The sequence below is a fragment of the Asanoa sp. NPDC050611 genome, from assembly GCF_040654855.1.
GTDB lineage: Bacteria > Actinomycetota > Actinomycetes > Mycobacteriales > Micromonosporaceae > Asanoa.
The window spans coordinates 15,473-27,240 of the sequence record NZ_JBFAIU010000073.1; the positions used below are offsets into that span (position 1 = coordinate 15,473).

The window sequence follows — 11,768 nt, forward strand, 5'->3', positions numbered from 1 at the left end:
TTGCGAATACAACAGCCCGTCCGCCGGCCCCCACCGCCTGGAGACCTCTCGATGAGCGACAAGCAGCAGCTGCGCAACTTCGTCAACGGTGAGTACGTCGACCCGGTCGACGGCAACTTCAGCGACCTGGTCGATCCGTGCACCGGCGAGGTCTTCGCGCAGGCACCGATCTCCGATCCGGCCGATGTGGACAAGGCTATGACGGCCGCCGCGACGGCGTTCGAGAGCTGGCGCGAGGTGACGCCGGCGCAGCGGCAGCTGGCCCTGCTCAAGTTCGCCGACGCGGTCGAGTCCCGCGCGGCCGAGCTGGTCGACGCCGAGGTGCGCAACACCGGCAAGCCCCGCCAGCTCACCACCGACGAGGAGCTGCCGCCGGCCGTCGACGAGCTGCGCTTCTTCGCGGGCGCGGCCCGGATGCTCGAGGGCCGCTCGGCCGGCGAGTACATGGCCGGACACACCTCGTACGTCCGCCGCGAGCCGCTCGGCGTCGTGGGCCAGGTGACGCCGTGGAACTACCCGCTGATGATGGCCATCTGGAAGATCGCCCCGGCGCTCGCGGCCGGCAACTGCGTGGTGCTCAAGCCCTCCGACACCACCCCGGTCAGCACTTTGCGGCTCGCCGAGATCGCCTCCGAGTTCTTCCCGGCCGGCGTCTTCAACGTGATCTGCGGCGACCGGGACACCGGCCGGGCGGTCGTGTCGCACCCCGTGCCCCAGCTGGTCTCGATCACGGGCTCGACCCGCGCGGGCAAGGAGGTCGCCGCGGCGGCCGCGCCCGACCTCAAGCGCACCCACCTCGAACTCGGTGGCAAGGCGCCGGTCGTGCTCTTCGACGATGCCGACGTCGCCGCCGCGGCCGAGGCGATCGCCGTCGGCGGCTACTTCAACGCGGGCCAGGACTGCACCGCCGCGACCCGGGTCCTGGCCGGCCCTCGCGTCCACGACGACTTCCTCGCCGCGCTCGTCGAGCAGGCCCGCGGCACCAAGACCGGCGGGCCCGACGAGGAGGACGTGCTCTACGGGCCGCTCAACAACGTCAACCAGCTCGGCCGGGTCACCGGCTTCGTCGACCGGCTGCCCGACCACGCCTCGGTCGAGGCCGGCGGCGCGCGGGTGGGCGAGCGCGGCTTCTTCTACGCGCCGACCGTGGTCTCCGGCGTACGCCAGCAGGACGAGATCATCCAGGACGAGGTGTTCGGCCCGGTGATCACCGTTCAGCGGTTCAGCGACGAAGACGAGGCGGTCCGCTGGGCGAACGGGGTCGAATACGGCCTGTCCGCCTCGGTCTGGACGCGCGACCACGGCCGGGCGATGCGGATGACCCGGCGGCTCGACTTCGGCTGTGTCTGGGTCAACACGCACATCCCGTTCGTCTCCGAGATGCCGCACGGCGGCTTCAAGCACTCGGGGCACGGCAAGGACCTGTCGGTCTACAGCCTCGAGGACTACACCCGGGTCAAGCACGTCATGCACAACCTGGAGGGGTGATGGCCTCCCTCGACCTGCAGAAGCGGCGCAGCGCCGCGGTGGCCCGCGGCGTCAGCTCGGTGATCGGCTCCTATGTGGACCACGCGAGCGGCGGCACGCTGACCGACGTCGACGGCAACGAGTGGGTCGACTTCGCGTCCGGGATCGCGGTCACCTCGGTCGGCAACTCGGCCCCTCGCGTGGTGGCCGCCGTGCGCGAGCAGGTCGAGCGGTTCACCCACACCTGCTTCATGGTGGCGCCCTACGAGCTCTACGTCTCGGTCTGCGAGGCGCTCAACTCCCTGACCCCGGGCGACTTCGAGAAGCGGTCGATGCTGGTCAACTCCGGCGCCGAGGCCGTGGAGAACGCGGTGAAGATCGCCCGGCACGCGACCGGGCGCACGGCGGTCGTGGTGTTCGACCACGCGTACCACGGCCGGACCAACCTGACCATGGCGCTGACCGCGAAGAACATGCCCTACAAACACCGGTTCGGCCCGTTCGCCGGCGAGGTCTACCGCGTGCCGATGTCCTATCCGCTACGCGACGGCGGGCTCTCCGGCGCGGACGCCGCCGCCCGCGCGCTCGACCTGGTCAACGCGCAGATCGGCGCCACCAACGTCGCCGCGGTGCTGATCGAGCCGATCCAGGGCGAGGGCGGCTTCGTGGTGCCGGCGCCCGGGTTCCTGCCGGCGCTGGCCGCGTGGGCGCGCGAGGCGGGCGCGGTGTTCATCGCCGACGAGATCCAGACCGGTTTCTGCCGTACGGGCGACTGGTTCGCGTCGTCGCACGAGCGCGTCGTGCCCGACCTGATCACGCTGGCCAAGGGCATCGCCGGCGGGCTGCCGCTCGGCGCGGTGACCGGGCGGGCCGACATCATGGACGCGGTGCACCCGGGCGGGCTCGGCGGCACCTACGGCGGCAACCCGCTGGCCTGCGCGGCGGCGCTCGCCTCGATCGAGACGATGCGCGAGCTCGACCTGGTCACCTCGGCCCGGCGGATCGGGCTGATGCTCGGCGGCAAGCTGGGCGACCTGGCCGCCGCGGACCCGAGGATCGCCGAGGTACGCGGCCGCGGTGCGATGCAGGCGGTCGAGGTCGTGCAGCCTGGCACGCTGACGCCCGATCCGGCGACCACGAGCGCGGTGTCGGCCGAGTGCCACCGGCGCGGGCTGCTGACGCTGACCTGCGGCACGTACGGCAACGTCCTGCGTTTCCTGCCACCTCTGGTGATCGACGACCGCACGCTGGAGCGCGGCCTCGACATCCTGTCCGACGCCTTCGCCGCGGTCTAGACCCCGTCGCTGCCGCGCAGCGTTTCCAGTGCGGCCCGCAGCGCGTCGGGGTCGACGGCGAAGCCGCGGCTGTAGGGCAGCTCGACCTGGTAGAGCACGAAGAGCATCAGGGCCACCATGCCGCCCAGCGCGGCGAACATGAGGCCGTTGGGCACGGTCCGGCGCAGGCCGAAGAGATACAGGAAGCCGACGCTGACCAGCGCGCCGCCGAGCAGGATCGGCCAGAGCGGCGCGGGCATCCGGGCGTCGGCGTCGCCGATCCGGGCCCGCCGGGCGGTGGCCGCGGCGCTGACCTGACCGGCCAGCATCTGGTGCGCGGCCTGCTCGACGTCGGTGGCCGGGCGGATCGCGTCGACTCGCTCCCGCAGCTCGGTCGACAGGTTCTCGGCGGTCATCGTGCCGGAATGGGCGGTGCGCAGGTGGTCCCACTCGGTGCCGCCGGCGACCTGGAGATATCCGACGATCCTGGCCTGCACGTCGTCGCGGTCCTGCGGTGCGAGCCGGTTGGCCGACCAGTAGGCCTCGACGAGGCTGCTCGCCTCCGTCTCGGTGTTGCCGCCGACGTCGGAGCGCGGTTCCCAGACGGCGATGGCGGCGATCGCGATGAGGATCGCGTACACCATGCCGATGGTCGAGTAGACCGTGCCGGCCGCGTCACCGTCGGCGACCCGCCAGCGCCGCGGCACCCAACGGGACACGACCGTGAACCCGATGACGGACGCGAAGGCCGCGGCCAGCACCACGGCGATCCCGGCGAGCAAGGTGTTCATCGACTTCCTCTCTTGGCTGCCGCCCGGGCGGCGACGGAGGCGGCGGGCACCAGCAGCCCGACGAAGACCGACCAGGTGAGCGGGAGCCGGTCCGGTTTGGTTGGTGCCGCGGTGGCGACGGCGATCTCGCGTCGGCGTTCCGGCGAGGGCGCTCGCACGGGCGGCACGCCCCGGTCCGGCACCGCGCCGGGTGGCGGGCCGGCGAGGTCGCGGATGTCCGGCGGTTCCGCGGGCGCCGGCCGCGGTGCGCGGCGGACGGTGATCGGGTGGTCCTCGACCTCGCCGCTGCCCGCGGGCCCGGTCGGCTCCGGCGCGGGCCTGTCGTAGCCGAGCGGGCCGCCGTACAGCCGGATGCGCAGAATGGAGGCGACCGCCTTGTCGGTGGCGGGCCACGTGAGGGTGATCGTGCGCGGGGCCTTGCCGCTCCTGACGGTGGCGGTCGCGAGGTCGCGGCCGTCGAAGCGGCCGTTGCCGTCGAGGTCGTGCCAGGCGGCCAGCAGGGCGTTGCGCCCCGTGGTGTTGGTGACGGTGACCTTGACGGTCAGCGTCCCGTCCGGTGCTGCTTCCGGCGCGTTCGCGAGCGCGTCGTCGGAGTCGTTCTTCCTGGCGTCGTCCTCCGGCGTCACGGTCCGACCGAGCGCGAGTCCGGCGGCGATCGCGTGCCGTGGCCCGCCGGCGGCGCGGCGGGTGGGGTAGGGGGCCGGTGCGTCGCCGTAGTCCCACCCCTGCGGGCAGCCGGCGGCGTCCGACCGTTTCGCGCGCCCTACGGTCGTGGTCGTCACCGGGGTCGTGGGGTCCGCGAGATCGATCCGGTACAGGCGGCCGCTCTGGTCGTGCAGCGCACTCAGCGTCCCTTGTGGATCGATGGTGACGGCACCGAAGGTGCCGGTCGTGGGGAGTCCGGGCGGCCGCGCGACCGGCGTGGCGACGCCGGTATGTAGGTCGACGCGGGTGAGCCAGCCGGCGACGACGGTCCAGAGGCGGCCGTCGTGGACGTCCCAGTCGGCGATGAGCGGACGGAGCAGGATGTCGGCGCCGGGTCCCGTGAGCGGGTGCCTTTCGACCTCGTCGAGAGCGGGCATCCGGTAGGTGACCACTTCCCGGCCGGTACGGACGATCCACCGGTCACCACTGCCGGCACCGGCACTGGTGCCGGCGGTCGCCGCGGTGATCGGGTCAGCCGCGATCAACGCCCTTGGCTTGGGGCGCCGCTTGATGACGCGCCCGTTCTGGTCGAACCCGATCACGTGGTCTCCGCTGACGGCCCAGAACGCCCGCGTCTCGGGCACGTAGGCGACGGCGTCCAAGGGTTCGTCGAACTCGGCGACGGGGGTCGGGTCCTCGTCGCCGTCCAGCCGCGCCAACGCCCGGTCGCGGACGAGATAGGTGGCGTTGTAGCAGGCGGTCGACGGTGCCGCTGCGGCCGGAGCAGGCGTGAGCAACAGCGCCGCGGCACACACCGCGACGGCAAAGCGATGGATCACAGCGCGACTCCGCCCAGGATCGAGGTGCACGACCGGCCGGCGACGCCGCGGCTCAGCTCGCGCCGAAGCGTTGCCTTCGGCGGTGCGGCGGACCGCTTCGGGGTTCTGGGCGTCGTCCAAGCCGAACATCTCCGACTTGTCGCTCGCGCCGCAGCCGGCGGGGTTGGTGCCCTGAGAGGGCGGTGCGCGGCGCGGCTGAACTGCGTTACCGCACGGGTGTTGAGGTGGCGTTGGGCGCGGGTGTTGGGGTGGCGTTGGGCGCGGGTGTTGGGGTGGCGTTGGGCGCGGGTGTTGGGGTGGCGCTGCGCGCGGGTGTTGAGGTGGCGCTGCGCGCGGGTGTTGAGGTGGCGCTGCGCGCGGGTGTTGAGGCGGCGCTGTGCGCCGGTGTTGAGGTGGGGCCGGGCGCAGGTGTTGAGGCGGCGCCGGGCGGAGGTGGGGTGTGCGCGGGCGCGGTTGTTGCGGTGGATCACCGGTCCCGGTCACCGACCAGTCGGGCGATCACGCGCAGGTCGTGGCGGCGCTCGGTGGTGATGCCGGGCTCGAGTTGGTCCAGCGCCGCCCGTAGGTGCCGGTCCGCCTCCGTGCCGCACCAGTCGCGCCAACCGTCGGCGGCCAGGGCGTCCGCCAGCTCACGGATCTCCACATCGGACAGCTCGTGCTCGGCGGCGTAAGCCGCGGCGACCCGCTCGGCGCCGGCCGAGCCGGCGGCGAGGGCGGCCACCACGGGCAGCGACCGCTTGCGGTGCCGCAGGTCGGAGTGCGCCGGCTTGCCCGTCGCGTCGAGACCGCCCCAGATGCCGAGCCGGTCGTCGGTGAGCTGGAAGGCGAGGCCCAGCTCCGCCCCGAAGCCGCGCAGGGCCGCGATCTGGGCCGGCGTGCCGCCGCCGAACAGACCGCCCAGCCCGGCGCTGCACTCCAGCAACGCGCCCGTCCTGCGGCGGGCCATCCGGAAGCACTCGTCCAGGCGCACGTCGTCGCGGCCGTCGAAGGTGACGTCGTCGGCCTGGCCCTCGACGAGCTGGGCGACGGTGGCGCCGAGCATCCGCGCGGCGGTGGGCCCGGCCGGGTGGGCCGTGGCCGCGAGCACGTCGAACGCGAGCGCGAGCAACGCGTCGCCGGCCAGGATGGCCGTGCCGGTGCCGAACGCCTTCCACACCGTCGGGCGGTGACGGCGCAGCCCGGCGCCGTCGAGCACGTCGTCATGCAGGAGCGAGAAGTTGTGCACCAACTCGACGGCGACCGCGGCCGGGATCGCCGCAGGCACCGCCGCGACGGCGGCCATGCCGACCGGAGTGCCGCCGACGGCCTCGGCCGCCACCAGCACGAGGGCCGGCCGCACCGCCTTGCCGGCCGCGCCCTGCCGGTCGTTGCCGTCGACGTCCCACCACCCGAAGTGGTAGCCCACCGCCCGCCGGGTGGCCGGCGGCAGGCTGTCGACGGCCGCGCGCAGTGCCGGCTCGGTGACCGTGCGAGCCCGATCGAGGACCCCGGACCCACGGCGCGGCGCCGGGATCGCGGACCGGTTGCCCAGGGTGACAGTCACATCTGCACCGTCCAATCTGCACAGGCCGGTTCCGGCGGCTGCTGGTTTGGGCACATGAGATCAGTGCACCCACGCGCGCGCCAAGACCCCGTACGCGGGCTTGACCTGGGGTTTCACCCGTCAGGTGGGCCAGCTTCCGGTTCAACGCACGGCCCTGGGCGCGGGACGCGGGCGAACCCCGGAAACTTCGCGTTCGCGGTACGGCGCCGCGGCGGCCGCCGATGCCGTCAGGAAGATGACAATGCGGGCTGTCGTTACGTGGCTACACCGTGTCGATCCAGAGGCGTTCGCCGGCCGAGAAGCCGAGTGCCAGCGGGTACCGTGTCGCCCGGGTGAGGGAACCGGACGCGGGAGATGGTGATGATGGCGGGTCCGCGCGGTGGGCGTCCGGCGGCGGCGCTGTTGGCGATCGGTGTCGGGCTGGTCGGTGCGATCGGCGTCGGGCTCGTGGTCTCGGCGGGGCCGGCCAGCGCCGCCGACGAGCGGATCGACCTGCGGGCCACGCGCACCTTCACCGCGGGTGGGGACACCGGCTCCGCCTCCGTCAGCGTGACCCGGCGCGACCGCGGCTGCATCGGCGTGCGTACCGCCCTCGCCATCCGCCTCGCCAACGGCATGAATGCCAACCAGGTGCGGGTCGAGACGCAGAGCCGCGGACAGTGGCGGCCCGTCATCGTCGCGGACGCGGGCGGCGACACGGTGGTCACCGAACGCACCGCACCCGACCGCTCGACGATCTGTGACCGGCAGACCGCGGTCGGTAGGTATCGCATCAGCTTCGCCAAAGGCACCCCGGGCGGCAGCGTGACCCTGATCGGCCAGGCGTTCAGCGGCCGCGGCCAGGCGCTCGGCAGCGAGTCGGCGGCGGCGCGGGTCAACGGGGTCAAGCCCACACCCAGCAAGACCGCCAAGCCGCGCAAGACCGCGACGCCCTCCGCCGCTGCCACCGTGGACCCGGACACCGTCGCGCCGTTCGACGACCCGGCGAAAAGCCCCCTCGCGGTCGGCGTGCCGATCGCACCGCACGACTCGGGCGACGGCGGCTTTCTGGGCATGAGCGGCCTGGTCATGGGCGGCGGCCTCGTGCTCGTGCTCGTGGGCGTCGGTCTGATCGTTTTCCTGGTGCGCCAGCTGCGTGCCGACAAGGGCGGCCGGGCCCGGTCGGGCCACGACCACGGCGATCCGGGGAACGACTCGTCGACCATCTTGCTGCCTCCCGTGCGGCCGGCGGCGGGACCGGGAACGGACCAGCCGACGGTGATCCTGCCGCGCGTCGAGGACTGAGGTCGGGGTTATCCACAGGCGCCCGGTTATCCACAGGCGCCGAGCGCCTCGACATCCGGGCTGACGCGCTCCGTTACGCTCGGCGGCGATAAGCTGGCATCGTCCGAGGAGCGAGTGCGTTGTCCGACCTGTCCCAGATCGTCAAGGCATACGACATCCGCGGAGTCGTCCCGGACCAATGGGACGAGCGGGCTGCGGAGGCGCTCGGCGCTGGCTTCGCGCAGTTCCTCACGGCCAGCCACCCCGGCACCACCCGCATCGTCACCGCCCACGACATGCGTGCCTCCTCGCCGGGTCTGGCGGCCGCGTTCGCCCGCGGCGTGCTCAGCGAGGGCCTCGGCGTCGTCGAGGCGGGTCTGGGCTCCACCGACCTGCTCTACTTCGCGGCGGGCTCACTCGGCCTGCCGGGCGCGATGTTCACGGCGAGCCACAACCCGGCGCAATACAACGGCATCAAGCTGTGCCTCGCCGGCGCCAAGCCCGTCGGCCAGGAGTCCGGTCTCGTCGAGATCAGGAAAAACGCGCAGCGCATCCTCGACGGCGCGGCGCCGTGGCCGGCCCCGGCGGCCGACGCGCGGCCGGAGCAGCGGGACATGCTCACCGAATACGCCCGCCACCTGCGCACTCTGGTTGATTTGTCCGGCATCCGCCCACTCAAGGTGGTCGTCGACGCGGGCAACGGCATGGGCGGCTACACGGTCCCGGCGGTGCTGGGCGACCAGGCGCTCGACGCGCTGCCGCTGACGATCGTCCCGCTCTACTTCGAGCTCGACGGCTCGTTCCCCAACCACGAGGCCAACCCGCTGGAGCCCAAGAACCTGGTCGACCTGCAGCACGCGGTCGTGCAGCACGGCGCCGACCTAGGGCTCGCCTTCGACGGCGACGCCGACCGCTGCTTCGTGATCGACGAGCGCGGCGAGCCGGTCAGCCCGAGCGCGATCACCGCGCTGGTCGCGGCCCGCGAGCTGGCCAAGCACCCGGGCGACACGGTCATCTACAACCTGATCACGTCGAGCGCCGTCCCTGAGATCATCAAGGAGAACGGCGGCACCGCCGTGCGCGCGCGGGTCGGCCACTCCTTCATCAAGTCCGAGATGGCCCGCACCAACGCCGTGTTCGGCGGCGAGCACTCGGCGCACTACTACTTCCGCGACTTCTGGTTCGCCGACACCGGCATGCTCGCCGCGATGCACGTGCTCGCCGCCCTCGGCGGCCAGGCCGAGCCGCTGTCGGTGCTCGGCCGCGACTTCGAGCGCTACGTGGCGTCCGGCGAGATCAACTCGACGGTCCCCGACCAGCGGGCGAAGCAGCAGGAGGTCCGCGCCGCCTACCCCGACGCCGCCGTCGACGAGCTGGACGGCCTGACGCTGACCTTCCCCGACGGCGCCTGGCTCAACCTGCGCGCCTCCAACACCGAGCCGTTGATCCGGCTCAACGTCGAGGCGCCGACGGCTACGCGCATGGCAGAACTGCGTGACGAAGTGCTCGGGCTCGTCCGCCGCTAAGATCGTCGCCGGACGGCCCGCCGCCCGCCTCTGGAAGGAGCCGCACCATGGCCCTGGATCAGCAATTGTTGGACATTCTGGCCTGTCCGGACACGCACCACGCGCCGCTCACCTATGACGCGGAGGCGCAGACGCTGACGTGCACAGAGTGCCACCGGGTGTTCGAGGTCCGTGACGACATCCCGATCCTGCTGCTCGACGAGGCACGCCGGGAGCCGAGCTGATGGAAAGCCCAGTAGGCGGTGCCGCGGGCCTGCGTGGCCAGCGCGTGGCCGACGAGGCCCTGCTCGACAACCAGGAAGCCATGGCCGAGAACGACCCCGGCGGCATGCTGCGGATGACGGCCTCGGCCGGCGCGCAGGTCCGGGAGTCCGCGGCCCTGGCCGCCGAGGTCAACCTGTCGGCGCTCGAAGACGACGGGCTGCCGCGCGCCGTCGTGATCGCGGGTGCCGGCACCGCGGCCCGCACCGGCGAGATCCTCGCGATGGCGGCGGGCCCGCGGTCCCGCGCGCCCGTCATCGCCCACCGCAGCGCCGGTGTCCCCGGCTGGGTCGGCGCCGCCGACGTCGTGATCGCGATCAGCGCGTCCGGGCACAGCCCCGAGGCGCTGGCGGCGGCCGACGCCGCCGCCAGGCGCGGTGCCCGCCTCGTCGGCATCGGTGCGCCCGACTCCGAGCTCCAATCGGTGGTCGAGCGGTCCCGGTCGCCGTTCATCCCGGTGCCGCGCCGCGCGCCCGCCCGGGCCAGCCTCTGGGCGCTCACGGTCCCGGTGCTGCTCGCCGCGCGGACGCTCGGCCTGGTCAAGGTCAACGAGGCCGACTTCGCGGAGACCGCGACCCGGCTCGACGCCGACGCCGAGCGCTGCCGCCCCAACGCCGAGTCGTTCGTCAACCCGGCGAAGTCGCTGGCCCTGGGCCTGGCCGGGTCCGTGCCGATCGTCTGGGGCTCGTCGCCGCTGGCCACCGTCGCCGCGCGGCGGTTCGCCGACACGCTGTCGGCCAACGCCCGCTACCCGGTGGTCGCCGGTGCGCTCGGCGAGGCCGGTCGTGGCCGGGTCGGCCTGCTCGACGGCGTCTTCGGCGGCCTGGTCGAGTCCGACCGGGACATCTTCGCCGACCCCTTCGACGACGAGGACCAGCTGGCCAGCCGGCTGCGCGTCGTGCTGATGCGCGACGGCGGCCTCAACGCCGACGACGACACCGACGAGCCCTTCGCGGTCGAGGAACGCCGCGCCGACGCGATCCAGACCCTGGCCGAGCGCCGCGGCGTGCGCTGCGACGTCATCACCGCTGAGGGAGGATCAGCTCTGGAGCGGTTGGCTTCCCTGGTCGCCGTGCCCGACTTCGCGTCGGTTTATCTTGCTCTGGCGCACGGTCTCGACCCCATGGCCGTTCCGGCCGTCTCCGAGATGAAGGAGCTTTCCAACCCATGAGCGGAGTGACATGAGTGCCGGCGGCGGCACCCGGGCGATCATCGCGGCGCTTGGTGCCAACCTCGGCATCGCTGTCACGAAGTTCCTGGCCTTCGTCCTCACCGGTTCGTCGTCGATGCTCGCGGAGGCGATCCACTCGGTCGCCGACTCGGGCAACCAGGCTCTCCTGCTGCTCGGGGGCCGGCGCGCGACCCGGAAGGCAACACCCGAGCACCCCTTCGGGTACGGGCGAGAGCGCTACATCTACGCCTTCATCGTCTCGATCATCCTGTTCAGCGTCGGCGGCCTGTTCGCGCTCTACGAGGCCTGGCACAAGTACCAGGACCCGCACGGCATCGACGAGTGGCAGTGGGTGCCGATCACGGTGCTGGTCATCGCGATCGGGCTGGAGTCGTTCTCGCTGCGCACCGCGATCCACGAGTCGAACACGGTCCGTGGCAAGGCGTCCTGGGTCAGCTTCGTCCGACGGGCGAAGGCGCCGGAGCTGCCGGTCGTCCTCCTCGAGGACATGGGCGCCCTGCTCGGCCTGGTCTTCGCGCTGTTCGGCGTCTCCATGACGCTGGCCACCGGCGACGGCAAGTGGGACGCGCTCGGCACGGCCATGATCGGCCTGCTGCTGGTCGCGATCGCGGTGATCCTCGCGATCGAGACCAAGAGCCTCCTGCTGGGCGAGAGCGCGAGCCCGGAAAACGTCCGGACGATCGAGAAGGCCCTGGTCGGCGACGACATCGACCGCGTCATCCACATGAAGACGCTGCACCTCGGCCCCGAGGAGCTGCTGGTGGCCGCGAAGATCGCGGTGACGCCCAACGCCTCCGCCGAGGAGGTGGCCCGAGCGATCAACGCGGCCGAGTCCCGGGTCCGCGAAGCGGTGCCGATCGCCCGGGTGATCTACCTCGAACCCGACATCTTCAGCAGCCGCGCGGCAGCGGCCGGCGACGGCGCCGCCGCGGAAACCGCCGAAGGCATCGCCGCCCATTGACAATGC

At 72.7% G+C, this 11,768-nt stretch carries 10 protein-coding genes; 7 read left to right on the forward strand and 3 right to left on the reverse strand.

Annotated elements, in window-relative coordinates; all coding sequences use genetic code 11:
• Window positions 1-51 precede the first annotated feature (51 nt).
• Together AB0H87_RS14290 and gabT are read left to right on the forward strand one after the other, a co-directional pair.
• The gene (locus tag AB0H87_RS14290; protein ID WP_360144130.1) at window positions 52-1,488 is read left to right on the forward strand and encodes a gamma-aminobutyraldehyde dehydrogenase; all 1,437 of its coding nucleotides are present in this window, start codon (window positions 52-54) and stop codon (window positions 1,486-1,488) included.
• Window positions 1,485-2,762: a 4-aminobutyrate--2-oxoglutarate transaminase gene (gene gabT, locus AB0H87_RS14295; RefSeq protein ID WP_360144133.1), complete on the forward strand. Its 1,278-nt coding sequence runs from the start codon at window positions 1,485-1,487 to the stop codon at window positions 2,760-2,762. The genes AB0H87_RS14290 and gabT overlap by 4 nt, the downstream gene beginning before the upstream one ends.
• On the opposite strand, the gene AB0H87_RS14300 is transcribed toward gabT, so the two are convergent.
• From AB0H87_RS14300 to AB0H87_RS14310, 3 genes are all read right to left on the reverse strand, one after another.
• Window positions 2,759-3,532 carry a hypothetical protein gene (locus tag AB0H87_RS14300; RefSeq protein ID WP_360144136.1) on the reverse strand — a complete coding sequence of 258 codons (774 nt, stop codon included), beginning with the start codon at window positions 3,530-3,532 and terminating at the stop codon, window positions 2,759-2,761. The genes gabT and AB0H87_RS14300 overlap by 4 nt on opposite strands.
• Window positions 3,529-5,016 (reverse strand): GEVED domain-containing protein, encoded by a 1,488-nt coding sequence (locus AB0H87_RS14305; RefSeq protein ID WP_360144139.1) that lies wholly within the window; start codon window positions 5,014-5,016, stop codon window positions 3,529-3,531. Before AB0H87_RS14305 ends, AB0H87_RS14300 begins: the two co-directional genes overlap by 4 nt.
• Window positions 5,017-5,482: 466 nt before the next feature.
• Window positions 5,483-6,559, reverse strand: a complete 1,077-nt coding sequence (locus tag AB0H87_RS14310; protein ID WP_360144142.1) for a polyprenyl synthetase family protein — start codon at window positions 6,557-6,559, stop codon at window positions 5,483-5,485.
• Between the two features lie 360 nt (window positions 6,560-6,919).
• On the opposite strand from AB0H87_RS14310, the gene AB0H87_RS14315 reads away from it, so the two are divergent.
• From AB0H87_RS14315 to AB0H87_RS14335, 5 genes are all read left to right on the forward strand, one after another.
• Window positions 6,920-7,843 (forward strand): hypothetical protein, encoded by a 924-nt coding sequence (locus AB0H87_RS14315; RefSeq protein ID WP_360144145.1) that lies wholly within the window; start codon window positions 6,920-6,922, stop codon window positions 7,841-7,843.
• Between the two features lie 119 nt (window positions 7,844-7,962).
• Window positions 7,963-9,348 carry a phosphomannomutase/phosphoglucomutase gene (locus AB0H87_RS14320; protein WP_360144148.1) on the forward strand — a complete coding sequence of 462 codons (1,386 nt, stop codon included), beginning with the start codon at window positions 7,963-7,965 and terminating at the stop codon, window positions 9,346-9,348.
• 47 nt (window positions 9,349-9,395) lie between these two features.
• Complete coding sequence (locus AB0H87_RS14325; RefSeq protein ID WP_360144151.1) at window positions 9,396-9,572, forward strand: Trm112 family protein; 177 nt, start codon at window positions 9,396-9,398, stop codon at window positions 9,570-9,572.
• Window positions 9,572-10,780, forward strand: a complete 1,209-nt coding sequence (locus AB0H87_RS14330; protein ID WP_360144154.1) for an SIS domain-containing protein — start codon at window positions 9,572-9,574, stop codon at window positions 10,778-10,780. The genes AB0H87_RS14325 and AB0H87_RS14330 overlap by 1 nt, the downstream gene beginning before the upstream one ends.
• Window positions 10,781-10,790: 10 nt before the next feature.
• Window positions 10,791-11,762 (forward strand): cation diffusion facilitator family transporter, encoded by a 972-nt coding sequence (locus AB0H87_RS14335; RefSeq protein ID WP_360144157.1) that lies wholly within the window; start codon window positions 10,791-10,793, stop codon window positions 11,760-11,762.
• Window positions 11,763-11,768: the final 6 nt, after the last annotated feature.